Annotated in this window: 26 protein-coding genes; 17 read left to right on the forward strand and 9 right to left on the reverse strand. The window is 55.5% G+C overall.

All coding sequences use genetic code 11. From position 1 onward, the window contains the following. Positions 1-2 precede the first annotated feature (2 nt). Complete coding sequence (trhA, locus tag EE896_RS03880) at positions 3-668, forward strand: PAQR family membrane homeostasis protein TrhA (protein ID WP_039660741.1); 666 nt, start codon at positions 3-5, stop codon at positions 666-668. 49 nt (positions 669-717) lie between these two features. Here trhA and ygfZ read toward each other — a convergent pair whose 3' ends face one another. Further along, positions 718-1,704 carry a tRNA-modifying protein YgfZ gene (ygfZ, locus tag EE896_RS03885; protein ID WP_140916632.1) on the reverse strand — a complete coding sequence of 329 codons (987 nt, stop codon included), beginning with the start codon at positions 1,702-1,704 and terminating at the stop codon, positions 718-720. A 226-nt stretch (positions 1,705-1,930) separates the two neighbouring features. Here ygfZ and sdhE point away from each other — a divergent pair, with 226 nt between their 5' ends. After that, positions 1,931-2,197, forward strand: a complete 267-nt coding sequence (sdhE, locus tag EE896_RS03890; RefSeq protein WP_003852881.1) for an FAD assembly factor SdhE — start codon at positions 1,931-1,933, stop codon at positions 2,195-2,197. After that, on the forward strand, positions 2,172-2,582 hold the full coding sequence (locus EE896_RS03895) for a protein YgfX (RefSeq protein WP_039660742.1): 411 nt from the start codon (positions 2,172-2,174) through the stop codon (positions 2,580-2,582). Before sdhE ends, EE896_RS03895 begins: the two co-directional genes overlap by 26 nt. 78 nt (positions 2,583-2,660) lie before the next feature. Here EE896_RS03895 and fldB read toward each other — a convergent pair whose 3' ends face one another. Then, on the reverse strand, positions 2,661-3,179 hold the full coding sequence (gene fldB, locus EE896_RS03900) for a flavodoxin FldB (RefSeq protein ID WP_140916633.1): 519 nt from the start codon (positions 3,177-3,179) through the stop codon (positions 2,661-2,663). 102 nt (positions 3,180-3,281) lie between these two features. Between fldB and xerD the strand changes: the two genes are divergently transcribed. From xerD to lysS, 5 genes are all read left to right on the forward strand, one after another. Next, complete coding sequence (gene xerD, locus EE896_RS03905; protein ID WP_003852887.1) at positions 3,282-4,175, forward strand: site-specific tyrosine recombinase XerD; 894 nt, start codon at positions 3,282-3,284, stop codon at positions 4,173-4,175. Between the two features lie 21 nt (positions 4,176-4,196). After that, a complete protein-coding gene (gene dsbC, locus EE896_RS03910; RefSeq protein WP_003852889.1) occupies positions 4,197-4,910 on the forward strand; it encodes a bifunctional protein-disulfide isomerase/oxidoreductase DsbC in 714 nt (237 codons plus the stop codon). A gap of 3 nt (positions 4,911-4,913) precedes the next feature. Further along, positions 4,914-6,650 (forward strand): single-stranded-DNA-specific exonuclease RecJ, encoded by a 1,737-nt coding sequence (gene recJ, locus EE896_RS03915; protein WP_105099880.1) that lies wholly within the window; start codon positions 4,914-4,916, stop codon positions 6,648-6,650. 231 nt (positions 6,651-6,881) lie between these two features. Then, positions 6,882-7,980 (forward strand): peptide chain release factor 2 gene (prfB, locus tag EE896_RS03920; RefSeq protein ID WP_099257461.1). Its coding sequence is split into 2 segments (ribosomal slippage): positions 6,882-6,956 and positions 6,958-7,980, totalling 1,098 coding nucleotides; the frame shifts between segments, so codons are not numbered across the junction. Between the two features lie 2 nt (positions 7,981-7,982). Further along, complete coding sequence (gene lysS / locus EE896_RS03925) at positions 7,983-9,503, forward strand: lysine--tRNA ligase (RefSeq protein ID WP_003852896.1); 1,521 nt, start codon at positions 7,983-7,985, stop codon at positions 9,501-9,503. A 304-nt stretch (positions 9,504-9,807) separates the two neighbouring features. Here the strand turns inward: lysS and EE896_RS03930 are convergent, their stop codons facing one another. Further along, positions 9,808-10,434 (reverse strand): serine protease, encoded by a 627-nt coding sequence (locus EE896_RS03930; RefSeq protein ID WP_105099879.1) that lies wholly within the window; start codon positions 10,432-10,434, stop codon positions 9,808-9,810. Positions 10,435-10,794: 360 nt separating this feature from the next. Between EE896_RS03930 and EE896_RS03935 the strand changes: the two genes are divergently transcribed. After that, a complete protein-coding gene (locus EE896_RS03935) occupies positions 10,795-11,958 on the forward strand; it encodes an MFS transporter (protein WP_140916634.1) in 1,164 nt (387 codons plus the stop codon). Here the strand turns inward: EE896_RS03935 and EE896_RS03940 are convergent. Then, positions 11,955-12,875 (reverse strand): LysR family transcriptional regulator, encoded by a 921-nt coding sequence (locus EE896_RS03940; RefSeq protein WP_008925663.1) that lies wholly within the window; start codon positions 12,873-12,875, stop codon positions 11,955-11,957. The two genes, EE896_RS03935 and EE896_RS03940, sit on opposite strands and share 4 nt — an antisense overlap. A 102-nt stretch (positions 12,876-12,977) precedes the next feature. Between EE896_RS03940 and lysA the strand changes: the two genes are divergently transcribed. Beyond that, entirely contained in the window at positions 12,978-14,234 is a 1,257-nt protein-coding gene (gene lysA, locus EE896_RS03945) for a diaminopimelate decarboxylase (RefSeq protein WP_140916635.1), read from the forward strand. 32 nt (positions 14,235-14,266) lie between these two features. Here the strand turns inward: lysA and EE896_RS03950 are convergent, their stop codons facing one another. Further along, the gene (locus EE896_RS03950) at positions 14,267-14,575 is read right to left on the reverse strand and encodes a PTS lactose/cellobiose transporter subunit IIA (RefSeq protein ID WP_140034078.1); all 309 of its coding nucleotides are present in this window, start codon (positions 14,573-14,575) and stop codon (positions 14,267-14,269) included. A gap of 178 nt (positions 14,576-14,753) precedes the next feature. Between EE896_RS03950 and EE896_RS03955 the strand changes: the two genes are divergently transcribed. From EE896_RS03955 to EE896_RS03975, 5 genes are all read left to right on the forward strand, one after another. After that, a complete protein-coding gene (locus EE896_RS03955) occupies positions 14,754-16,103 on the forward strand; it encodes a PTS sugar transporter subunit IIC (protein ID WP_140034077.1) in 1,350 nt (449 codons plus the stop codon). Next, positions 16,100-17,527: a glycoside hydrolase family 1 protein gene (locus EE896_RS03960; protein WP_140916636.1), complete on the forward strand. Its 1,428-nt coding sequence runs from the start codon at positions 16,100-16,102 to the stop codon at positions 17,525-17,527. The genes EE896_RS03955 and EE896_RS03960 overlap by 4 nt, the downstream gene beginning before the upstream one ends. A gap of 15 nt (positions 17,528-17,542) precedes the next feature. Then, positions 17,543-17,860, forward strand: coding sequence for a PTS sugar transporter subunit IIB (locus EE896_RS03965; RefSeq protein ID WP_003853964.1), 318 nt, complete (start codon positions 17,543-17,545; stop codon positions 17,858-17,860). Positions 17,861-17,956: 96 nt separating this feature from the next. Then, on the forward strand, positions 17,957-18,730 hold the full coding sequence (locus EE896_RS03970) for an FCD domain-containing protein (RefSeq protein ID WP_003853961.1): 774 nt from the start codon (positions 17,957-17,959) through the stop codon (positions 18,728-18,730). Then, the gene (locus EE896_RS03975) at positions 18,727-19,179 is read left to right on the forward strand and encodes a GNAT family N-acetyltransferase (RefSeq protein WP_003853959.1); all 453 of its coding nucleotides are present in this window, start codon (positions 18,727-18,729) and stop codon (positions 19,177-19,179) included. The genes EE896_RS03970 and EE896_RS03975 overlap by 4 nt, the downstream gene beginning before the upstream one ends. A gap of 40 nt (positions 19,180-19,219) precedes the next feature. On the opposite strand, the gene EE896_RS03980 is transcribed toward EE896_RS03975, so the two are convergent. The 4 genes from EE896_RS03980 to mutH form a co-directional block, all read right to left on the reverse strand. Beyond that, on the reverse strand, positions 19,220-20,260 hold the full coding sequence (locus EE896_RS03980) for an NADP(H)-dependent aldo-keto reductase (RefSeq protein ID WP_003853957.1): 1,041 nt from the start codon (positions 20,258-20,260) through the stop codon (positions 19,220-19,222). Between the two features lie 140 nt (positions 20,261-20,400). Next, a complete protein-coding gene (locus EE896_RS03985) occupies positions 20,401-20,619 on the reverse strand; it encodes a YgdI/YgdR family lipoprotein (protein ID WP_003853956.1) in 219 nt (72 codons plus the stop codon). A gap of 118 nt (positions 20,620-20,737) precedes the next feature. Beyond that, entirely contained in the window at positions 20,738-21,448 is a 711-nt protein-coding gene (locus tag EE896_RS03990) for a TerC family protein (protein WP_008925658.1), read from the reverse strand. Positions 21,449-21,547: 99 nt separating this feature from the next. Further along, the gene (mutH, locus tag EE896_RS03995; RefSeq protein ID WP_008925657.1) at positions 21,548-22,225 is read right to left on the reverse strand and encodes a DNA mismatch repair endonuclease MutH; all 678 of its coding nucleotides are present in this window, start codon (positions 22,223-22,225) and stop codon (positions 21,548-21,550) included. Positions 22,226-22,909: 684 nt separating this feature from the next. Here mutH and rppH point away from each other — a divergent pair. Together rppH and ptsP are read left to right on the forward strand one after the other, a co-directional pair. Then, entirely contained in the window at positions 22,910-23,437 is a 528-nt protein-coding gene (gene rppH, locus EE896_RS04000; RefSeq protein ID WP_003853952.1) for an RNA pyrophosphohydrolase, read from the forward strand. A gap of 12 nt (positions 23,438-23,449) precedes the next feature. Then, complete coding sequence (gene ptsP / locus EE896_RS04005) at positions 23,450-25,696, forward strand: phosphoenolpyruvate--protein phosphotransferase (RefSeq protein ID WP_003853951.1); 2,247 nt, start codon at positions 23,450-23,452, stop codon at positions 25,694-25,696. Positions 25,697-25,825: the final 129 nt, after the last annotated feature.

Below are 25,825 nucleotides of genomic sequence, written 5' to 3' on the forward strand. Positions count from 1 at the left end.
ATATGACCACCACACTCTCTCAAAAACATCGACCCTCTGCGGGCTATTCCATTACCGAGGAGATTGCCAACAGTATCAGTCACGGTCTTGGCTGCCTCTCTGGCATCGTCGGGCTGGTGCTGATGCTCCATCAGGCCACTGAGAGGCAGGCTGACACCATCACCTTTATCAGCTACAGCCTCTATGGCGGCAGCATGATTTTGCTGTTTCTGGCCTCAACGCTCTATCACGCAATCCCGGATGGGCCCGCCAGACCCTGGCTGAAAAAGCTCGATCACTGTGCCATCTATCTGCTGATTGCGGGGACCTATACGCCGTTTCTGCTGGTCGGACTGAGGACGCCCCTGGCGTATGGCTTAATGGCGGTGATCTGGGGGCTGGCGCTGGCGGGTATTGTGTTCAAGCTCACGATTGCACATCGCTTTAAAGCGCTGTCGCTGGTGACCTATCTCTGCATGGGGTGGCTGTCGCTGATTGTGGTTTATCAGCTGGCGATGATCCTGCCGCCGGGCTGCATCTGGCTGCTGGCCGCAGGCGGAATTATCTATTCGCTTGGGGTGATTTTCTATGTGGCACGCCGCATTCCCTTTAACCACGCCATCTGGCATTTGTTTGTGCTGGGCGGCAGTCTCTGCCACTTCTGCGCCATCTATTTTTATGTGCGCTGAGTAGATTGCGGCATGGCCCTTCCGTTAATGAAAGGGCCATGCGGTTACATCACTCTTCAGCCAGCGAGTAGGGCAGCGGCTGAATGGTCAGATGCCCGCCTTCGTCACCTTCAACCCGCAGCACGCTGTCCGGCTCCAGATCGTTATTCAGCACCACCTGAATCCAGCTGATTCCATCATCTAACTGCACCGCAGCCAGCACGCTTCCGGTACGACGCCAGCGCTCACCCATCTGTAACTCCAGCGGAGCATTGGCTTCGGGCAGATGACTTGCCTGACCCGCCAGCCAGTAGAGCGCGCGTTTATTGGCACCGCGATATTTCGCTCTGGCGACCATCTCCTGACCGGCATAGCAGCCCTTTTTGAAGCTGATAGCATCCAGTGCCTGCAGGTTGGTGGCCTGAGGAATAAACTGCACACTGGTGGCCGGATCGATTACCGGAATGCCCGCTTCAATGTCCAGCGCCAGCCACTGCTGACTGTCATTAAACTGAGCATCGTCATTAAGCTTCTGTTTCAGCGCTTCTGCCTGTGACAGCGAGGTAACAATCAGAAAACGTTCGGCGGGTTGGGCAAACCACAGCAGCGTGGTTTCTCCCTGCTGCACCACTGGTTTTTCGCTGTCGGGCAGGTTATCAAACAGATTTGCCAGCGCGGCGCGGGCCTGAAAACCGGCCAGGCCCAGCAACACGCACTCATCGTCAGCTGCCATCGTCACTTTCGAAAACACCGCGTATTTTTTTAACTCAGTCAGCTGGGTGTCGCGCAGTTCACGACGGATCACATAGGCATAGCCTTCGCCGCGATGGAACAGGCGCATATTACTCCACATTTTGCCTTTGGCATCGCAGTGTGCGGCGGGCGAATGGTGGTCTGCATCCAGCGCCGCGACATCTAGCGTTAGCTGACCCTGCAGGTAAGCGGTACTGTCAGCACCGGTAATGGAAACCAGCGCCCAGCTATCCAGTGACATCAGGGTTAATGGCAGGCGAGACGACGCGGCAGGCTGGCGCGGCGGTAAAGTAAAAGTGGGCATGGAGATATCCTGTATTAGAAGGTTCATCCGGAACATTGTCTTCAATGTTAAAAGAGCCGACTGGCAATGCAACCTGTTTACGGAAAACGGCGCACAAAAGGCGTGATAACCCTGAAAAGCTACAATCTGAAATGTGGCAGGTTGCACAGCCTGCGACGCTGCGCCTGCGAGCTGCATTAAACCAGGTTACACTAGCGGCCACGTTGTGAATTGTGGAAATTGATGCATGGATATTAATGATAAATCACGTATTCAGTGGGCTTGCCGTCGCGGCATGCTGGAACTGGATGTGGCTATTATGCCGTTCTTCAAATTTGAGTATGACACGCTTAATGACACTGATAAGCAGGTCTTTGTTAACCTGCTGAAGAGTGACGATCCCGACCTGTTTAACTGGCTGATGAATCACGGTGAGCCAAAAGATCCAGAGCTTAAGCGGATGGTGAATTTGATCCAGCAGCGTAACCATGATCGCGGCCCCGTGGCAATGTAAGCTGCAGCCCTCCCGCCTGGCGTGCGGATGTCTGTGCGCCTGGCTGGTGGCAGCCGTGACTGGCGTCGTGTTGATGCCGCTGCCGGTGGGCGGCTGGCTGATTAAAGTGCCGGTTATTCTGTTGTTGCTGGCTGAAGGCTGGTGCAGCTTCCGACGATTGCGTCAGCGGCGCGGTGAGTTACAGCGGGAAGGCGGTCATTGCTGGATCTGGCAGGGAAAACGCTGGCGACCGACCCAGCCGCTGCGCTGGTTACCGATTGGCGTCTTGCTGGTGGCCAGGAGTGAAAAGGGCGCTACGCTACGATGGTGGCTGATGCGGGACAATATGCAGCCCGGCGAATGGCGAGCATTACGCGCCTGCTGTTTCAGCAAAGCGCGACATTAATGGCAACAGGGCAGACTATTATCTGCCGGCATCTGCAGGCGCTCGTGTCTAGAGCGGCAATCCAGAGCACGGAATCGTTCAGAGCAGTGCAGCGGTTTCGGTTAATACCTGCTCGCACCACTGCTCAACGCGCTCATCGGTGACCTCGAACTGATTCACATCATCCAGCGCCAGACCCACAAATTGCGAGCCATCGGCACTCAGCGATTTAGGACTGGTGAACTCATAGCCCTCAAGCGGCCAGTAGCCGACAAACCGCACGCCCATGGGCTGCAGCAAATCGTGGAGCATGCCGAGCGCATCTAAAAACCACTCGCCATAGCCAATCTGATCGCCCATGCCATACAGCGCAACAATCTTGTTTTGCAGATTCAGCGCGGGCAGTTGCGTCCAGATCGCCTCCCAGTCCTCCTGCAACTCACCGAAATCCCAGGTCGGGATGCCCATGATCAGCAAATCGTACTGTTCCATCAGGCGTGGGTCGTCATCTTTCACGTTATGAAGCGTCACTAACTCTTCGCCAATAAAATCGCGAATTTTCTCCGCTACAATTTCGGTGTAACAGGTACTTGAACCGTAAAAAAGACCGATTTTCATGCAGATAACACTCTGTAAATACTGGCTTTGGCGCAATTGTACCAGAAGCGCTGCTGAATCAGGCATAATGAGCATGATTTTACACCAGACGGCGGAGACAACGTGCAGGACAGCGATCTGACAGAACAGTTTCTTGATGCGCTCTGGATTGAACGCAATCTGGCGCAGAATACTCTCTCCTCTTATCGTCAGGATCTTCAGACGCTGACCGGCTGGCTGGCGCATCATCAGCTAACGCTGCTCAGCGTGACGCCACTGGATCTGCAGCAGTTCCTGGCCGAAAGGCTGGAGGGCGGTTACAAAGCGACAAGCTCAGCGCGGTTGCTCAGCGCCATGCGTCGCCTGTTCCAGTATCTTTATCGCGAAAAGCTGCGACCGGACGATCCGAGCGCACTGCTGTCCGCGCCAAAACTGCCGCAGCGTTTGCCGAAAGATCTCAGTGAAGCGCAGGTCGAACGACTGTTGCAGGCGCCGAATATCGATATTCCGCTGGAGCTGCGCGACAAAGCAATGCTGGAGCTGCTCTACGCGACCGGCCTGCGTGTCTCCGAACTGATTGGCCTGACGCTCAGCGACATCAGCCTGCGGCAGGGCGTTGTCCGGGTTATCGGTAAAGGCGATAAAGAGCGGCTGGTGCCTTTAGGTGAAGAAGCGGTTTACTGGCTGGAGCAATATATGGAACATGGTCGTCCGTGGCTGCTCAATGGGCAGACGCTGGACGTGATGTTTCCCAGCAATCGGGCGCAGCAGATGACGCGCCAGACCTTCTGGCATCGCATCAAGCATTACGCCACGCTGGCGGGGATCGACAGCGAAAAGTTATCGCCGCATGTAATGCGTCATGCCTTTGCGACCCATCTGCTGAACCACGGTGCGGATCTACGTGTCGTACAGATGCTGCTGGGACATAGCGATCTCTCCACCACCCAAATTTATACGCACGTCGCCACTGAGCGCCTGCGTCAGTTGCATCAACAACACCATCCGCGAGCCTGATTCGCGGCCATAAGGATAAAAATGAACAAGCATTTTGCCATGCTGGCCCTGTTAGCCAGCGCCTTTTCCGGTCTCGCACAGGCCGATGACAGCGCCATTCAGCAATCCCTTAAAAAGCTCGGTCTGAACCAGACGGAGATCAGTCCATCCCCGCTGCCTGGCTTTAAAACCGTGCTGTCGGAAAGCGGCGTGCTCTATGTTACCGATGACGGCAAACATATGATCCAGGGCCCGCTCTATGACGTCAGCGGCAAACAGCCGGTCAACGTCACCAACCAGCTGCTGGACAAAAAAGTCGAGGCGCTGGTGCCGGAGATGATCGTCTACAAAGCCCCGAAAGAGCAGCATGTGATCACCGTCTTCACCGACATCACCTGTGGTTACTGCCACAAGCTGCACGAGCAGATGGCGGACTACAATGCGCTGGGCATTACCGTGCGCTACCTGGCGTTTCCGCGAGAGGGACTGAATGGTCAGATCGAACCGGCAATGAAGGCGATCTGGTGCAGCGCTGACCGCAATAAAGCGTTTGATGAGGCGATGAAAGGCAATGCGCCGAAGATGGCCGCACCAGACAGCTGCAAAATCGATATTTCTCAGCATTACAAACTGGGCGTGCTGTTTGGCATTCAGGGCACCCCTGCGATGCTGACTGACACCGGCATGATGATCCCGGGTTATCAGTCGCCGCAGGAGCTGAAGCAGGTGCTGGACAATCAGAAGCGTGGTGGTTAATCGGTGGTAAAACAGGAAGTGGAACTGCGTCGCCGTGAGGTGACGGTTGACGATGCGCTACCGGCCACGCTGCCGCCGTTGCTGAAGCGGCTCTATCTGCAACGCGGCGTGCGTGACGCCGCAGAGCTGGAGCGCGGTGCGAAAAACCTGCTGCCTTACCAGTCTTTAAGCGGAATTGAGAGTGCAGTGGAACTGCTGCATCAGGCGCTGCTGGATGGGCGTCGCATTATGGTGGTGGGCGACTTTGATGCCGATGGCGCGACCAGTACCGCGCTGACTGTCATGGCGCTGCGCAGCATGGGCGGCGGCAACGTGCAGTATCTGGTCCCTAACCGCTTTGAAGATGGTTATGGCCTTAGCCCGGAAGTGGTTGAGCAGGCGCGTGCGCGCGGCGCGGCGATGATCCTGACCGTCGATAACGGCATCTCCTCCCACGCTGGCGTTGATTTTGCTCATCAGCACGGGATTCCGGTGCTGATTACCGACCACCATCTGCCCGGCGAGACCTTACCCGCCGCTGAGGCGATCGTGAATCCCAATCTGCCGGACTGCAACTTTCCCTCGCGCGCGCTGGCGGGCGTGGGCGTCGCGTTCTATCTGATGCTGGCGCTGCGTGCCCATCTGCGCACTAAGGGATGGTTTGGCACCACCCGCACGGAACCGAATCTGGCGGAGATGCTGGATCTGGTCGCGCTTGGCACGGTAGCCGATGTGGTGCCGCTCGACGTCAATAACCGCATTCTGGTGTGGCAGGGGCTCAGCCGCATCCGTGCCGGAAAATGCCGGCCAGGCATCCGCGCGCTGCTGGAGATTGCTAATCGCGATGCCCGTCAGCTGGCGGCCAGCGATCTCGGCTTTGCGCTGGGACCACGACTCAACGCTGCAGGCCGGCTCGACGATATGTCGGTGGGCGTTGCGCTGTTAATGACCGACGATCTCAGCCAGGCACGCATGCTGGCCAGCGAGCTGGACGCGCTGAATCAGACGCGTAAAGAGATCGAGCAGGGCATGCAGAGCGAAGCGCTGGCGCTGTGTCAGGCGCTGGAGCGCGAGCAGCGCGATCTGCCGCTGGGGCTGGCCTTCTATCATCCCGAATGGCATCAGGGCGTGGTGGGGATTCTGGCGTCACGTCTTAAAGAGCGCTTCCATCGTCCCGTGATTGCCTTTGCGCCAGCAGGCGACGGCACGCTGAAGGGGTCGGGCCGCTCGATTGCCGGACTGCATCTGCGCGATGCGCTGGAGCGTCTGGATACCCTGAATCCTGGTATGATGCTAAAGTTTGGCGGTCACGCCATGGCAGCCGGCTTATCGCTGGAGACCGCACGCTACGAGGAGTTTCGTCAGCGCTTTGCTGACCTGGTCGGTGAGTGGCTGGATGGCGAATCGCTGCAGGGCATCATCTGGTCAGATGGCGCCCTGCAGCCGCAGGAGTTTTCCCTGCAGACCGCCGAGATGTTGCGCGAAGCCGGGCCCTGGGGCCAGGCGTTCCCGGAACCCGCTTTTGACGGCAAATTTAAGCTGCTGCAACAGCGGCTGGTGGGCGAGCGACATCTTAAAGTCATGGTCGAGCCGCTGGACGGCGGTCCGCTGATCGACGGTATCGCCTTTAATGTCGATACCACGCTGTGGCCCGACAGCAGCATTCGTCAGGTTGAGCTGGCCTATAAGCTGGATATCAATGAGTATCGCGGTAACCGCTCGGTGCAGCTGATCATCGACCATATCTGGCCGCTGAACTGAGTTAAACAGGGTGCGCGCGTCTCCGGTTACGGCAGATGCGCGACCGCCCGATTGTTTTCTGCGTTATTCTGCTGCGCGTGAGGATGTCACCGCGATCCGATAAGCAAATGCGACACGTCACGCAACCCCGGCATCAGCCCGCTGTCTCAGCGCTACAATCTGCCGCCAGTTTCGGGTAAACTTGTGCGTTAATTTTCCTGTCCCATCGAACATAAGAAAGACGCCAAAGCCATGTTTGAAATTAACCCGGTCAAAAACCGTATTCAGGACCTCAGTGAGCGCAGCGACGTTCTTCGGGGGTATCTTTGACTACGATGCCAAGAAAGAACGCCTCGAAGAAGTAAACGCCGAGCTGGAACAGCCCGATGTCTGGAACGAACCTGAGCGCGCTCAGGCGCTGGGCAAAGAGCGCTCCTCGCTGGAAGCGATCGTGCAGACGCTGGATCAGATGTCGCAGGGCCTGGAAGATGTGCAGGGTCTGCTTGAACTGGCTGTAGAAGCGGAAGACGAAGAGACTTTCGACGAAGCGGTTGCCGAGCTGGATGTCCTTGAGGGCAAGCTGGGCGAACTGGAATTCCGCCGCATGTTCTCTGGCGAGTATGACAGCGCCGACTGCTATATCGATCTGCAGGCGGGTTCCGGCGGCACCGAAGCGCAGGACTGGGCCAGCATGCTGATGCGTATGTATCTGCGTTGGGCCGAAGCGAAAGGCTTCAAAACTGAAATTATCGAAGAGTCTGAAGGTGAAGTTGCAGGCATCAAGTCTGTCACTATTCGCGTGTCAGGCGACTACGCTTTTGGCTGGTTACGCACCGAAACCGGCGTGCATCGCCTGGTGCGTAAGAGCCCGTTTGACTCCGGCGGTCGTCGTCACACCTCATTCAGCTCTGCCTTTATCTACCCGGAAGTGGATGACGATATTGATATCGACATCAACCCAGCCGATCTGCGCATTGACGTTTATCGTGCGTCCGGTGCGGGCGGCCAGCACGTTAACCGGACGGAATCTGCGGTCCGTATTACCCATATTCCAACCGGTACTGTCACCCAGTGTCAGAATGACCGTTCTCAGCATAAGAACAAAGATCAGGCGATGAAGCAGATGAAAGCGAAGCTGTATGAGCTTGAGATGCAGAAGAAAAATGCTGAGAAACAGGCGCTGGAGGACAACAAGTCCGACATTGGCTGGGGAAGTCAGATCCGTTCTTACGTTCTCGATGATGCACGCATCAAAGATCTGCGCACCGGCGTAGAGACGCGTAACACCCAGGCGGTGCTGGACGGCGATCTGGATCGATTCATTGAAGCAAGTTTAAAAGCAGGGTTATAGACATGTCTGAACAACAACCGCAGAGCGCTGATGCCGCCGTTGAGTTAAATAACGAACTGAAAACGCGCCGCGAAAAGCTGAGTGCGCTGCGTGCCAACGGTCTGGCGTTTCCCAACGACTTCCGTCGTGACAGCCTTTCAAACCAGCTGCTGGAAAGCTATGGCGAGAAGAGCAATGAAGAGCTGGAAGCGCTGGATATCGAAGTCAGCGTCGCCGGACGCATGATGACCCGCCGTATCATGGGTAAAGCCTCTTTCGTTACTCTGCAGGATGTGGGCGGCCGGATTCAGCTTTACGTCTCTCGTGACGATCTGGCTGAAGGCATCTACAACGAGCAGTTCAAGAAATGGGACCTCGGCGATATCCTGGGTGCGCGTGGCAAACTGTTCAGAACCAAGACCGGCGAACTGTCGATTCACTGTTCAGAACTGCGCCTGCTGACCAAAGCCCTGCGCCCGCTGCCGGACAAATTCCACGGCCTGGCCGATCAGGAAACCCGTTACCGTCAGCGTTACCTTGATCTGATCGCCAACGAAGAGTCACGCAACACCTTCAAAATTCGTTCGCAGATCATGGCCGGCATTCGCCAGTTCATGGTAGGCCGCGACTTTATGGAAGTGGAAACCCCGATGATGCAGGTGATCCCGGGCGGCGCGTCCGCGCGTCCGTTCATCACCCATCACAATGCGCTGGATATCGACATGTATCTGCGCATTGCACCAGAGCTTTACCTGAAGCGTCTGGTGGTGGGTGGCTTCGACCGCGTGTTCGAGATCAACCGTAACTTCCGTAACGAAGGTATTTCGCCACGTCATAACCCAGAGTTCACCATGATGGAACTCTATATGGCCTATGCGGATTACAAAGATCTGATCGAACTGACCGAAAGCCTGTTCCGTACTCTGGCGCAGGATGTGTTAGGCAGCACGGTCGTGCCTTACGGCGAGCAGGAGTTTGATTTCGGCAAGCCGTTTGAAAAACTGACCATGCGTGAAGCGATCAAGAAATACCGTCCGGAAACGGATCTGGCCGATCTGGAAGACTTTGATAAAGCGGTGGCGATTGCACAATCCCTGCATATCAAAGTGGAGAAGAGCTGGGGTCTGGGCCGCGTCGTGACCGAGATCTTCGAAGAGACGGCTGAAGCGCATCTGATTCAGCCAACCTTCATCACTGAATATCCGGCTGAAGTCTCGCCACTCGCCCGTCGTAACGACGAGAACCCGGAAATCACCGATCGCTTTGAGTTCTTCATTGGCGGTCGTGAAATCGGTAACGGCTTCTCCGAGCTTAATGATGCGGAAGATCAGGCTGAGCGTTTCCTGCAGCAGGTGAATGCCAAAGATGCCGGTGACGACGAAGCGATGTTCTACGACGAAGACTATGTTACCGCGCTGGAACATGGCCTGCCGCCAACCGCCGGTCTGGGTATCGGGATTGACCGTATGGTGATGCTGTTTACTAACAGCCACACGATCCGCGATGTGATTCTGTTCCCGGCACTGCGTCCAGGTAGCAAGTAAGTCTGACTGTTCTCAGAAAAGGCCGGGTATACCGGCCTTTTTTATGTCTGCTGAAAGAGTATGGCCCGGTTCGCTATGAGATCGAGCCTGCTCAGGGAATACGGTCAGAAAAGGAAAGCGTCCCGCGCCAGGGATGGCGCGGGCCGAGCGGTCATGGATGACGGCTTTTGCGTCTTTCCGATCTGACCGTCTTCCCTGCGCGCTTACTTTATCCGTTGCTGTCAGATGCACTCTGATTCGGCGTTGTCAGCACGAAAAAGGCCGGAAGTTCCGGCCTTTTTTACCACTGTCCATTCAGCAAACATCAGGACTTAATCGCCTGATTCAACCAGCTCTGAAAGCGGGAATAGGGCACATAGAGCGCAACGTTTTTATAGAGTGTCTTACCGCTGACATTGTCATTGATGTTATTGCTGTAGCCAATAATCACACCCGCCAGCGTATCATCAGAGGCGTTATAAACCGCACCGCCTGACATCCCTTTCACCACACCCGCATTCGCCGCGACTACAACACAGTCCGGCTTATTCCAGCTGTTCGCCAGCGTGGTATTAATCAGGTTCTGTCCGCTGGAGCTGACCGGCATGGCCGAAATAAAACTGTAGCCATAGAGATTCACCTGGTCGCCAATATGGCTGTTGCGAAAGCTGGGTGGCAGATTCATTTCGCTGTTTTTATGGTAGACCACGGCCAGATCGCATTGCGGATGCCAGGCTTTAACCCGGTAAAGAGAGAACTTCGCCACGTGCGCAGCGGTCAGGCTGTACTCCGGCGTCAGCGGGATGGTAGTACCCAGCGTGCCTAACCCCAGCACGGTAGGAATGCCGGTCACGGTCATATCAACGCGTTTTTCCGCTTCTTTACTGTACTCATAATGCCCCACCGAGCAGCCGGTTAAGCCTAAAACCATTAAGGCTATGAGTCGTTGCATTCTCTCTCCCTGCGTCAGCAGTTGATTACATCACCTGGCAATTCATTAGGGATATATCGGCAACGTTAAGGATTTATTAATTAAATACGCACTAAAAAGCGTAATCGGTTCACGGAGAATGACAACCTGACCCGGGTTCGCGAGGGTCTTTCAGGTAGGGTCCGCAGGCAGAGAAAGAAAGTTGCGACAGGCACAGCGACACGATTATTGCGGCCTCAGCAATAATCCTTTGCTGCATACAGGCTATGTCGTGCACCAGCGCTATGCTGTAATACTCACTGTGACGCAGATCAAAATTAATAAGCGTCGAGGGGCTGCGTGTCCGCGCGGTTCACCTGCAAATGAAACCGGGAGAGTGTTATGCCTGTAGCATTAATGGCACTGGCGTTAAGTGCGTTTGCCATCGGAACCACCGAGTTTGTCATTATGGGATTGCTGCCGGAGGTGGCGCGTGACCTTCAGGTGTCGATTCCGTCGGCGGGCTGGCTAATCAGCGGCTATGCGCTGGGGGTAGCAATTGGTGCGCCGATAATGGCGTTGCTGACCGCCAGACTACCGCGTAAAAAAACGCTGATTCTGCTGATGGTGATCTTTATTGTCGGCAACCTGCTGTGTGCGCTGGCTTACAACTACAACCTGCTGATGCTGGCCAGAATCGTTACCGCACTCTGTCATGGTGCCTTCTTCGGGATTGGCGCGGTTGTCGCCGCCAGTCTGGTGCCTGCCGGGCGTCAGGCTTCGGCTGTGGCACTGATGTTTACAGGGCTGACCTTAGCTAACGTGCTGGGCGTGCCGCTGGGAACCAGTTTCGGACAGATGTTTGGCTGGCGAGCGACATTCTGGGGCGTGGCGGTGATCGGCGTGCTGGCATTTATCGCCCTGATCGTCAGTCTGCCCAACAACAAACAGGAAAAACCGGTTCATCTGGCGAGTGAAATTGGCGCACTGGCCAACGGCAAACTGTGGCTGTCGCTGCTGATGACGGTGTGCTTTGCGGCGGCGATGTTTGCACTGTTCAGCTACATTGCGCCGCTATTGTTAGAGGTGACGGGCATCAGCGACCGCGGCGTCAGCTGGACGCTGTTCCTGATAGGTGCGGGCCTGACGGTCGGTAACATCCTTGGTGGAAAACTGGCTGACTGGAAAGTCTCCTTCAGCCTGATCCTCAGCTTCTCACTGATTGCCATCTTCTCGCTGCTGTTCAGCTGGACCAGCCATGCGCTGTGGCTGGCAGAGATCACCCTGTTCCTCTGGGCGATGGCAATCTTTGCCACGGTGCCGGGTCTGCAGATTAACGTAGTGCGTCACGGCAAAGAAGCACCGAACCTGGTCTCAACCCTTAACATTTCAGCATTCAACGTGGGTAATGCGTTAGGTGCCTGGGTCGGTGGCGCAGTGATTGGCCGGGGATTCGGCCTGACGGCGGTGCCGGTTGCTGCGGCTGCGCTGGCCGCCATCGGTCTGCTGGTCTGTCTGATTACCTTTCGTAAGTCGGGCCATACGACCGCCAGGGTTCGCGCTTAAGCCAGACGGGCGGCGATTCGCGCCGGAAAGTCAGCCACCTGCTGCTGCAGATGGCTGACAAAGGCATCCACCAGCGCCGACGCAGGGCGGTGCTGCGGTCTCACCAGGCTGACGGTAAACGGAACTGCCACGCTGAACTTACGCATCACCACACCGCTGTCGGCGTAATCCAGCGCCGTCAGCGGATTCACAATCGAAATCCCCACGCCCGCCCTGACCATTGCGCATACCGAAGCGGCGCTGTGTGTCTCCATCACCAGCCGCCGTTCCACTCCCTGCTCCTGAAACAGCGCATCCAGCAGCTGACGATAGCTGTCGCTGCGCGACAGGCTCACATACTTTTCACCCGCAAAGTCGTGCGGCGTCAGCACCTCACGCTGACTCAAGGGGTGATTCTGCGGCAACACGCACACTTCATCACAGGTCAGCAGGGCGAGGCGGTCAGTTCCGGCCGGCGCGTGCTGGGTTTCGGTTAAGCCGATATCGTAGCGCTGCGCCGACAGCCACTCCTCCAGCAGCGGCGACTCCTGCGGAATCACATTCAGACTCACATCCGGGTAACGCTGTAAAAAGGGCTGACACAGCGGCGGCAGCAGCGACTGCGAAAAAACGGGCAGACAGGCGATCGACAGCTCGCCCTGACGAAACTGGCGCAGGCCTTCTGCCGCTTCCATGATGCGGTCCAGGCCATACCAGGAGCGCTGAACCTCTTCAAACAGACGCAACCCTTGCACCGTCGGCTGCAGGCGACCGCGTACCCGCCCGAACAGCTCTAATCCCAGTTGCTGCTCCAGACGTGCCAGCTCCCGGCTCACGGTAGGCTGTGAGGTGTGCAGCAGCGTGGCGGCCTGCGTCAGATTGCCGCTGGTCATCACCGCATGAAAAATTTCGATATGCCGCCAGTTAATGTTTGCCACGCCGTTTATCCATATCAATTCTGCATAGATGCTATTAAAACAGATATTTTTCGCTATGACACGAATCTGGCTTAATGCGGTTAACGCCACAGGAGAATTGTTATGCCACGTTCCTTACAGAATACCGAAACCGCACTCAACGCCACTAACCTGCTGCCACTGGCACGTCGTTATAGTGGACCGTTCTGGGCCTATGATGCGCAGATTATTCAGGCGCGTATTGCTCAGCTGCAGGCCTTTGATGTGGTGCGCTTTGCGCAGAAAGCCTGCTCGAATACGCATATCCTGCGCCTGATGCGCGCGGCGGGCGTGAAAGTGGACTCGGTATCGCTGGGTGAGATCGAACGTGCGCTGGCCGCCGGTTATCAGCCTGGTGGTGATGAGATCGTCTTTACCGCTGATCTGTTCGATCAACCGACACTTGAGCGGGTGACTGCGTTAAAGGTGCCGGTGAATGCCGGTTCGATCGATATGCTGCATCAACTCGGTGCGGTGTCACCGGGACACGCGGTATGGCTACGCGTCAACCCTGGTTTTGGTCACGGCCACAGTCAGAAAACCAACACCGGCGGCGAAAACAGTAAGCATGGGATCTGGCATGGCGACTTAGCCGAGGCGCTGGCGGCCATTAAAAAGCACGGCCTGAACCTGGTGGGCATTCACATGCATATCGGCTCAGGCGTCGATTATGCGCATCTGCAACAGGTCTGTGATGCGATGGTGGAACTGGTGATGGCGTCAGATCAGGATCTGACAGCAATCTCTGCGGGCGGTGGCCTTTCTATTCCTTATCGCTACGGCGAAGAGGCGATCGATACCGGGCACTATTTCGGCCTGTGGGACGCAGCGCGGCAGCGCATTGCTCAGCATCTGGGGCACGCGGTCAAACTGGAGATCGAACCAGGCCGCTTCCTGGTGGCCGAAGCGGGCGTACTGGTGTCGCAGGTCCGGGCAGTGAAGTCGATGGGCAGCCGTCACTTCGTGCTGGTTGATGCCGGTTTCAGTGATCTGATGCGCCCATCCATGTATGGCAGCTATCACCATATCTCGCTGATGGCGGGCGATGAGCGGGCCATTGATGAGCAGCAGACGATCGACACAGTGGTTGCCGGTCCGCTGTGCGAATCGGGTGATGTCTTTACTCAGCTGGAGGGCGGCATGGTCGAACCGCGCGCCATCCCGGCGGCGAAAGTGGGCGATTATCTGGTGTTCCACGACACCGGCGCATACGGCGCATCCATGTCTTCTAACTACAACAGCCGTCCGCTGATCCCGGAAGTGCTGTTTGAGCAGGGCCAGCCGCGCGAAATCCGCCGCGCGCAGACGATTGAGTCATTACTGGCGCTGGAAATCAGCTAATCACCTCACTCGGGCGGCGAGGCCGCCGCCTGTCAGCCATAGATCTCTTTGCGCAGCATGATCAATTCCTCTGCCAGCTCGCGGCACAGCATTGCATTCATCAGATGATCCTGCGCATGCACCAGAATCAGCGTGACCGGTAATTTTCCGCTTCCTTCGTCTGCGCCAATCAACGCGGTCTGGATTTTATGTGCCGCTTTTGCCGCAGTATCAGAGGCTGCCAGCCCGGCATCAGCCCCGGCCCAGTCGCGTTTGCGCGCGCACTGAATCGCCATCATCGCCGACGAGCGTGCTTCTCCCGCATTGATCAGTAATTCCATCATAGTCTGTTCGTAATCCATAACGCCTCCGTTATTGGTATGCCAAATTGGCCTTTTTAATCATACTGGAATGCCAAAAAACATTTCCGGGAGATTCATCACAGAAAAAAACGCGGGTATTCGTCATTTTGGTATGCCACTAACAAGGAAGATCATGATGATTACAGGACTACCGATCTTACATCTCTGAGGATTGATCATGTCTTTACAGGACCGCCTTATCGATTCCCTGGGCAGCTTCGCCACCCGCTTTAACAGTTATCGCTACATCATGGCGATTAAAGCCTCGTTCATTACCCTGATGCCGGTAATCATTGTTGGCGCCTTCTCGGTATTGATTTCTAACATGGTGCTGGACAGCAAAAATGGCCTTGCCAGCTTTGCCGCTCTGGCTTTCTTAGCTGACCTCAAGCCCATCACCAGCAGTATCAATTACGCCACGCTCAGCTTTCTTAACATTGGTGCGGTGTTCCTGATTGGTATTGAGCTTGGGCGCATCAACGGTATAAAAACGCTGTTTCCCGGTCTGCTGGCAATCATCTGCTTCATATCGGTGACGCCGACCACCTTACAGATGATGGTCGATGGGCAGATGCATCTGGTCACCGATGTGCTGGCCAAACAATTCTCCGATACCAAGAGCCTGTTTCTCGGCATGTTTATCGCCATTCTGTCGGTAGAGATCTACTGCCGCCTTGAACAGGTTGAGCGGCTGAAAATCAAAATGCCCGACACTGTGCCGCCCAATGTGGCCGCCTCATTCTCTGCGCTTATCCCCTCAATTATTACTGTGACGCTGGTAGCGACCTTTGGCTTTATCTTCCATCGCGTTACCGGCATGTACCTCTACGACGCGGTATACCAGGTGGTGCAGCAGCCGCTGGAGTCGGTGGTGCAGAGTCTGTGGGGCATTCTGATTCTGATGTTCGTTGCCCAGCTGTTCTGGGTGATTGGTATTCACGGCAACCAGATGGTGAAACCGATTCGTGAGCCACTGTTGCTGGGCGCAATTCTGGTCAACATGACCGCTTTTGAGCAGGGAAAAGAGGCACCGAACATCATCACCATGCCGTTCTGGGATGTCTATATGAGCATCGGCGGCTCCGGCCTGACCATCGGGCTACTCACTGCCGTAATGCTGGCGACGCGACGCAAAGAGATGCGTGAAATTGCCAAACTGTCGTTCGGCCCAGGCATTTTCAATATCAACGAACCGGTTATATTTGGTATGCCGATTATGCTTAACCCGATTCTGGCTATCCCTTTCATCATCACACCGCTGGTGACAGGTTCTATTGGCTACTTCGCGACGGTGATGGGCTTTGCCGGGAAAGCCGTGGTGATGGTGCCCTGGACCACGCCTCCGATTATCAATGCCTGGCTTTCAACGGCTGGATCGATGGGCGCAGTGGTGACGCAGATCGTCTGCATTCTGGTGTCAGTACTCATCTATCTGCCCTTTGTGAAAGTCGCAGCCCGCCGCGCGGATGCAGCGGAAGCAAAGAGCCTGCAACCTGAGCTGAACCCCAACCGAACGGAGGTGTTATGAGTCGTCAGACTGTCCACATACCTGAGAATTTCATTCTGGGGGCTGCTGCCTCCGCCTGGCAGACGGAAGGCTGGAGCGGAAAAAAGCCGGGCCAGGACTCCTGGCCTGACGCCTGGTATCAGCAGGATCGTCACGTCTGGCACAACGGCTATGGCCCGGCGGTTGCCACTGACTTTATCAATCGCTTTAGTGAAGATGTGGCGCTAATGAAGGCCAGCGGGCTGACCCACTACCGGACTTCCATTAACTGGTCGCGTTTCCTGATCGATTATGAAACCGCCACGGTCGATGAGGAATATGCCGCTTACTATGACCGGCTGATTGATGAAATGCAGCGTCAGGGCATTGAACTGATGCTCTGTCTGGAGCATTACGAGCTGCCAGCCTTGCTGCTTGAGCAATATGGAGGCTGGCAGTCAAAGCATGTGGTTGAACTGTTTATTCGTTATGTCGAACAGGTTTTTAAACGTTATGCCGGTCGGGTCACACGCTGGTTTGTGTTTAATGAGCCCATTGTGGTGCAGACCCGCGTCTATCTCGACGCGCTGCGCTGGCCTTATGAGCAGAACACGCATAAATGGATGCAGTGGAACCACCATAAAAATCTCGCGACTGCCCGGGCAGTGCAGCTTTTCCGCAAGCGTGGCTATGCCGGTCGCATTGGTACCATTCTTAACCCGGAGGTCACCTATCCGCGATCATCCGCCCCGCACGACCAGAAGGCGGCGCATATTTATGACCTGTTCTACAACCGGGTGTTTCTCGACCCCGCGATTAAAGGCGCGTATCCGGCGGAGCTGCTGGCGCTGCTTGATAAGCATCAGATTGAGTGGGAAACCACGCCGGAAGAGCTGGCGATTATTGCTGCCAATACCGTCGATGAGGTCGGCCTTAATCTCTACTATCCCCATCGCGTTAAGGCGCCGTCCCGCGCCTGGCATCCCGAGACACCTTTTCATCCTGCCTGGTATTACGAACACTTTGAACTGCCTGGGCGGCGGATGAATCGTTCGCGCGGCTGGGAAATTCAGCCTGAAATTATCTGGGATATGGCACAACGAATACGCGATGAGTACGGCAATATCCCGTGGTTTGTGGCGGAAAGCGGTATGGGCATTGAGAACGAAACCCAATTCAAAGATGCCGGTGGGGAAATTCAGGACGATTACCGTATCGCGTTTATCAGCGAACACCTGCATCAGGCGATACGCGCCAGCCAGGCGGGCATTAACTGTCAGGGCTACATGCTGTGGGCGTTTACCGACAACGTCTCACCAATGAATGCCTTTAAAAACCGCTATGGTCTGATCGAAATCGACTTAGATAAGCACCGTCAGCGCCGTATGAAGAAATCTGCCCATTGGTTCCGTACGCTGCGTGACACGCAGCAATTTACCCTGTGGCTTGATGATGAGCCGAAATAACGCGAGGAAACGAGCATGAAACGAATTGTTCTGGCCTGTGCTGCGGGCATGTCGACCTCAATGGTGGTCACGCGGATGGAAAAAGAGGTCGCCGCTCGCGGACTGGCATTTCAGATCTACGCTATTCCGGAGCAAAACCTGCGTGAAGAGCTGCAAAACTACGGCAGCGAGGTGGCGGTGGTGCTGCTCGGGCCTCAGGTGCGCTTCAAACTGGAGGAGAACAGAAAACTCACTGACAGCTATCAGTTGCCTATCGCGGTAATCGATACGGTTGCTTACGGCACGCTGAATGGTGCAAAGGTACTCGATCAGGCGCTGGCTTTGATACACTGAGCCCCAGTTTGCGAGCCAGCCTCTCCGGTTCGCGGGCATTGTCGCGCAGGGAACGGCGACAATGCCGTTAGCGCGTTGATTGCAAAGGGTAAAAGTGTGGACAAAGCCGAAGCGCCGCAAGAAAAAAAGCAGTACCAGGAAATTGGTCAGCACCTGCGTCAGCAGATCAGTGACGGACACTATCCGGTGGGATCGCGCCTGCCGCCTGAACGTCAGCTGGCTGAAACCTGGGGCGTCAGCCGGACCATCGTGCGCGAGGCATTATTGATGCTTGAGCTGGAAGGTACGGTGGATATCCGTCAGAGCTCCGGCGTCTATGTAATGCGTATTCCTTCCGCCAGTGATGATGAAGAAGAGGCCTTTTTCCGCAGCGACGTAGGCCCGTTTGAAATGCTACAGGCGCGTCAGTTGCTGGAGAGCAATATTGCCGCCTTTGCCGCAAAAATGGCGACTAAAGCGGACATTGAAAATCTGCGACGTACGCTGGAACAGGAGCAACGTGCCATCGCCGCCAACGACAGCAGTCAGGACAACGACAAATTGTTTCATCTGCTGCTGGCGGGTGCGAGTCAGAATCAGATGCTGCTCGATACCGTTACCAGTATCTGGCGGCATCACGACAGCAGCCCGCTCTGGCAGCAGCTGCGCCCGCAGTTTGAAACCCGCGCCTATCGCCTGAAGTGGCTCGGCGATCACCAGACTATCCTGGCTGCTCTGCGTCGGCGCGATGTGATGGGGGCCTGGCAGTCGACCTGGCAGCACCTTGAGAATGTCAAAAATACGCTGCTGGAGCTTTCCGACGCCGATGCGCCTGATTTTGATGGCTACCTGTTTGATTCAGTCCCGATCTTTCAGGGGAAACTGATGTGATTGAGATTGTCTCGCTCAGTGATGCCCCACAGTTTGCCGATCAGATTATTGACTGGCAGTGGCGCGCATTTGGTGAAGCCAGTAGCCACGCGTTCTTTGCCAGTGTGGTGAACAGCAGCCTGAACGGTGCTGACTTCCCCGTAACCTTTGTCGCTCTGGAGGCGGGCAGGGCGGTCGGCACTGTAGGATTCTGGCGCTGCGACCTGATCAGCCGTCAGGATCTTTTCCCGTGGCTGGCGGCGCTCTATGTTGATGAGTCGTCGCGCGGCAAAGGTGTCAGCGAGGCGCTGCAGCAGCATGTGATGACTTATGCACAGGCGCGTGGCTATCCACGGTTGTGGCTCTGGTCAACGTTTGAGGGCTACTACGAACGGTCTGGCTGGCTGCCCCAGGGAGAGGCGCTGGAGTATCCGGATAAACCAGTAAAACTCTATTATCGCGACCTGTAAAAGAGGCCAGCCGCCAGGGCGGCAGCTGGCAAAGACGCACTTATGGCGCCGGATAGGTATAGCGACGATGAATCGCCTCAATGCCTTCCAGAATCTCGGCATTTAAGGTCAGATTGAAACTGTCGATATTAATCTGCAGCTGTTCAAGCGTGGTGGCACCCAGCAGTGTGCTGGCCACAAACGGCTGCTGACGCACATAGGCTAAAGCCATCTGCGATGGGTCAATCTGATGCTGTTGCGCTAACGCCACATATTCTGCAACGGCCTGCTGTGACTGCTCGCCGCTGTAGCGGGTAAAGCGGCTGAACAACGTGTTACGTGCGCCCGCAGGCTGCGCGCCATTCAGGTATTTGCCACTTAGCGTACCAAACGCCAGGCTGGAATAGGCCAGCAGCTCCACGCCTTCATGCTGGCTGATTTCGGCCAGACCCACTTCAAAGCTGCGGTTCAGCAGGCTGTAGGGGTTCTGAATGCTGACAATGCGCGGCAGCTCATGCTTCTCTGCCAGTTGCAGATAACGCATCACGCCCCATGCCGTTTCATTCGACACGCCAATATAACGAATCTTACCGGCGCGCACCTGTTCGGCCAGCGCTTCCAGCGTCTCCAGCAGTGTGACCTGTGCGGTAGTTTCGCTGTATTGATAGCCAAGCTTGCCAAAAAAGTTGGTCTGACGCTGAGGCCAGTGCAGCTGGTAAAGATCAAGGTAGTCGGTATTCAGGCGCTTAAGACTGGCATCAAGCGCGGCGCGGATATTTTTACGGTCCAGCGCCATATCCGGGCGAATGGACGCATCATTGCCGCGCGACGGTCCGGCGACTTTACTGGCCAGAATGATTTTGTCGCGGCTGCCGCGCTGTTTGAGCCAGCTGCCAATATATTGTTCGGTCAGACCCTGGGTTTCCGGGCGCGGTGGCACCGGATACATCTCGGCAGTATCAATAAAGTTGATGCCGGAACGGAGTGCTAAATCCAGTTGAGCATGGGCGTCGGCTTCGCTGTTCTGTTCGCCAAACGTCATGGTACCCAATCCCAGCTGACTCACTTCCAGCGTGCTGTGAGGAATACGATGATAGTGCATTGCCAGCTTCCTTTTCTTTATGGAATGGAATGTTGTGTTCTCAGGGACTATAGCGCGAGCAATGGCGGGGAAGGAAGGGGGAAAAGTCGGGGAAATCGCCTGCCAGCGGGGAATTGATGGCAGGCGATTAAACAGGGCACTTAACGTTCAATGATTGTTGAAACCTCATCGCTGTTAATCTGCACCATGTGACCCGTCTGATCTGTGTACTCAACCAGACCGGTCTCTTTATCAATGCTTGGCTTACCTTCGGTCATAATCATACGACCATCTTTAGTCGCCATGACATAATCAGAACTGCATCCACTTAAGAATGCTGCGGTTACCATCACCAGTGCTACTCCTGCCAACCCTTTCATCACGCCTTATCCTCACAAATGGTCACGTGCAAACAGTGTAGTAATAAATGTTTTTGCCGGCAGGGTTAATCGCAGAAATCTGAAAGTAACCGGGCGAGCAGGCTCGCCCTTGACTTTATCAGGCGTGCTTTTTCTTACTGCGCATCAGGTTAAGACACTCAACCGCCATCGAGAAGAACATCGCGAAATAAATGTAACCTTTTGGTACATGGACCGCAAAACTCTCCAGAATCAGGGTAAAACCGACCAGAATCAGGAAGGAGAGGGCCAGCATTTTCACCGACGGATGGCGTTCAACAAACTCACCAATGGCGCGCGCGGCGAACATCATCATCAGCACCGCAATGACGACGGCTGCCATCATAATGAACAGATGATCGGAGAGGCCGATAGCGGTGATAACAGAGTCGAGACTGAAAATAATGTCGAGCATCATAATCTGTACAATCGCGCCGAGGAACGAATGAACGCGGGTATTATGTTCGCCTTCACTGCCTTCGATCGTTTCATGGATCTCCATGCTCGATTTCCACAGCAGGAACAGTCCACCAAACAGCAGAATCAGATCGCGCGCTGAAAACGCATGATCCATCAGCGTAAACAGCGGATTAGTCAGACGGGCAACCCACGCGATAGAGGCCAGCAGGCCAAGACGCATCAGCATCGCGCCCATCAGACCAATGCGACGTGCGCTGGCTTGCTGGTGCTTTGGCAGTTTAGCGACCACCAGCGACAGGAAAATGATGTTATCAATACCCAGCACCACCTCAAGGATGGTCAGGGTGCCCAGCGCCAGCCAGGCGTTGGGATCAGCAATCCACTCAAACATACCGACATTCAATCCTAAACGAAAAGTAAACGGCGATTATACGCATTCAATTCACCGATCTCCCACAAAATTGCGATTGCTCAGCGCGAGTGGCGCGATTCACAGGAGAAAATGCCGCGCCAGCAGTGGCCCGGTGAAGCTTTTTTTAAGGTAGAAGCCGCGCGGCAAGGTCATAATTGGCTGGCCCTGATCGCCAATACCTTCTGTCAGCGCCTTACTGTTGGCGGCTTTCGGGCGGATTTGCAACCAGGCACCATGCCGTGCGGTAATCTGCTCAACGCGTCCCAGTACAATCATATCCATCAACTCTTCCCAGTCCTGACGCAGCATCTCATCTTCTTCTGCATCCGGGCTCCATAACAGCGGCGCGCCCACACGACGTTCCCGCAGCGGAATCTCACGCCCGCCTTCAACCGGAATCCACAATACCCGCGCCAGTTTATGGCGCACATGACTGGTGAGCCAGGTGACGCCGCTGTTGCCGGTCAGCGGGGCGACGCAGACAAAGGTGGTTTCCAGCGGTTTTCCCTGCGCATCAATCGGGATGGTTTTCAGTTCGATACCCAGATGGGCAAAGTCCTGTTCCGCTTTGCTGCCCGCGCTGGCACCAAGATGTAACTCCAGCAGCATGCCGACCCAGCCTTTATCACGTTTAAGATCCGCAGGCATGGGCAGCCCGGCGCGAGCGGCCAGCGTTTCCAGTGTTAAGCCGGCTAAATCCTGCGCACGCGCCAGCAGGCTGGCTTCATCTTCAGGTGGTCCTGGCAGGTAACTCATGTTGATAACTCGCAATGATTAAAATTTATACAGTTGAGGGTGAGGAAATCCTTTCACTAAAATTCACCGCATCAGGGATCGATAATAACATGATAGATCGCACTTTTTTTAACGGATAACCCTTGCGCCATCATCAGGCAGGCATTGTTATCCCAGCTTACGCGCAACAATGAACAGGATCTCCATCCCGGTTATCCACAGAAAAATGGGATAACCCCCGTATTGGTGCGGTACTGGTTCCATTTACAGCCTTGACTTTTCTTTGTCTGAGCATAATTTCGCCGCTCTGACCTAACCCTGAGCGATTATCTGTGGATAAAAAAGGGTGTGGTTATCTTTTAATCAATTGTCAGTTGTCGCGAGAATATTGGCAGTTTATGAAAGTCTCAGGGAGAGCCAGAATGATTTATTTTCATTAAGTATCATAAGGATGCGTTGTTGGATCTTTTGAGTCATTCTGCGAGCAGTGAAAATGTTATTCAGTTAACTCCCGCGTTCTGCACAAAGCTATCCACAGAAAAAGTGAATAAGATCGATCTTTTTCACGCTGTTTGTTTATAACTTTGCCGTTTTCTGTGAGTTATCCCGCATTTGATGGTCTGATACCCCATGAATCCAGTGGTTTACCGCCTGTAAGGAGTGTGAAACAATCAGCCCATTCAAATTTTGCTTTGAGGTAGTCCGGTGATCGATGATGATGGCTACCGCCCGAATGTTGGTATCGTAATCTGTAACCGGCAGGGACAAGTGTTATGGGCCAGGCGCTTTGGACAGCACTCCTGGCAATTTCCTCAGGGAGGCATCAATCCCGGTGAAACCGCAGAACAGGCGATGTATCGCGAACTGTTCGAAGAAGTCGGATTGCATCGGAAAGATGTTCGAATACTTGCCTCTACCCGCAACTGGTTACGTTACAAGTTGCCAAAACGTTTGGTGCGTTGGGACACAAAGCCGGTATGTATCGGCCAGAAACAAAAGTGGTTTCTTCTGCAGTTAATGTGTAATGACGCGGATATCAATGTGCAGCGCAGCAGCACGCCTGAATTTGATGGCTGGCGCTGGGTCAGCTTCTGGTATCCGGTGCGTCAGGTTGTCTCCTTCAAGCGCGATGTTTATCGTCGGGTGATGAAGGAATTCGCTGGCGTGGTGATGTCTATGCAGGAGAGTGCGGGGCAGCGAAATAATCCTGCCCATCGTCGTAAGAGAGGATAGGCCACGCCCTTTATGCTCACTCAGTTGCGTGAAATTGTAGAAAAAGTGGCGAGTGCGCCGCGTCTCAATGAAGCACTCGACATCCTGGTCAATGAGATCTGTCTGGCGATGGATACGGAAGTCTGTTCCGTTTACCTCGCCGACCAGGACCGTCGCTGCTATTACCTTATGGCGACGCGCGGACTCAAAAAACCGCGTGGCCGCACCGTAACGCTGGCTTTTGACGAGGGTATCGTCGGTTTAGTGGGCCGTCTGGCCGAACCAATTAACCTTGCTGACGCCCAAAGCCATCCCAGCTTCAAATATATCCCCGCAGTGAAAGAGGAGCGCTATCGCTCCTTCCTCGGCGTGCCTGTTATCAGCCGCCGCCAGCTCCTTGGCGTGCTGGTGGTGCAGCAGCGCGAACACCGTCAGTTTGATGAAAGCGAAGAGTCGTTTCTGGTCACGCTGGCTACGCAGATGGCGGCTTTGCTGTCGCAATCTCAAATGGGCCAGCTGTTTGGTCAGTTCCGACAGACCCGGGTGCGTGCGATTGCGGCAGCGCCTGGCGTGGCGGTGGCACCGGGCTGGGTCGATGAGACGCAGCCTCTGCTCGATCAGGTCTCCGCTGCCTCAACGCTGGATGTTCATCGTGAACGTGAGCGTCTGTCGCTCGCCATGAGCGAAGCAACCAATGAATTTCGCCGTTTCAGCAAACGTTTCAGCGCCAGCGCACAAAAAGAGAGCGCGGCCATTTTCGATCTCTACTCTCACCTGTTAACCGATGCCCGTCTGAAGAAAGATCTGTTCGATGAGATCGAGCGTGGATCGGTCGCGGAATGGGCGGTGAAACAGGTGATCGAGAAGTTTGCTGAACAGTTCGCCAGCCTGACTGACAACTACCTGCGTGAACGCGCAGGCGATCTGCGGGTGCTGGGCCAGCGCCTGCTGTTCCACCTCGATGACACCCTGGTCGGCACCAATGCCTGGCCGGAACGCTTTGTGCTGGTGGCCGATGAGCTGACCGCCACGACCTTAGCTGAGCTGCCGCAGGAGCGGCTGGCGGGCGTAGTGGTGCGTGACGGTGCAGCCAACTCCCATGCGGCGATCCTGACCCGCGCGATGGGGATCCCGACAGTCATGGGCGCTGACATCCAGCCTCATCAGCTCAACAAACGCCTGCTGATCGTCGACGGTTATCGCGGTGAGCTGCTGATCGATCCTGAGCCGGTGCTGGTCCAGGAGTATCAGCGGCTGATCAGCGAAGAGAACGCGCTGAGCAAAATGGCGGAAGGCGTGGTCGATCAGCCGGGTGAGCTGAAAAGTGGCGAGCGCGTGCAGGTGATGCTCAACGCTGGCTTAAGCCCGGAACATGAGCAGACGGTGGGCGACTGGGTGGATGGCATCGGTCTCTACCGCACCGAAATCCCGTTTATGCTGCAGAATGGCTTCCCGTCGGAAGAGGAGCAGGTGGCTCAGTATCAGGGTATGTTGCAGCTGTTTCGCAACAAGCCAGTGACGCTGCGAACGCTGGATGTGGGTGCCGATAAACAGCTGCCTTACATGCCGATCAGTGAAGAGAATCCCTGCCTGGGCTGGCGCGGCATTCGCCTGACGCTGGATCAGCCGGAAATCTTCCTGGTGCAGGTACGCGCAATGCTGCGCGCCAACGCCGCCTCTGGCAACCTCAGTATTCTGCTGCCGATGATCAGTCATATCGACGAAATCGATGATGCAAAAGAGCTGATCGATCGCGCCGGTCGCGAAGTGGAAGAGATGCTGGGCTTCCCGATTCCCAGACCGCGTATCGGGATCATGATCGAAGTGCCGTCGATGCTGTTTATGATCCCGCATCTGGCGTCACGCGTCGATTTTGTCTCGGTCGGCACCAACGACCTGACGCAGTATCTGCTGGCGGTGGACCGCAATAACACCCGTGTTGCAAACCTTTATGACTCGCTGCATCCGGCGATGCTGCGCGCGCTGAATGCGATTGCACAGGAAGCCCGCCTGGCCAATCTGGAATTGTGCCTGTGTGGTGAAATGGCGGGCGATCCGATGTGTGTCGCACTGCTGGTTGGCCTGGGGTATCACCATCTCAGCATGAACGGTAAAAACGTACCGCGCGTTAAATACCTGCTGCGCCATCTGGATCACGAAGAAGCGCAGAAGCTCAGCGAGCAGGGGATGAAGGCCGACACCGCCACGGAAGTGCGCCATCTGGTCTCGGCCTTTATGGAGCGGCGTGGATTAGGCGGGCTGATTCGCGGTGGTCGTTAGTACCACACCGGCTCAGGCTTTGCGCGTTATCCGCGTTTACATTTGCAAGACAATTCAGAAAACCGGCTGTGCTATTATGCGCAGCCTTAATTTATGTGCCTGACAATGCCCCTTTTCAGGGTTGAAAAA

This window comes from Pantoea eucalypti, assembly GCF_009646115.1.
Lineage (GTDB): Bacteria > Pseudomonadota > Gammaproteobacteria > Enterobacterales > Enterobacteriaceae > Pantoea > Pantoea eucalypti.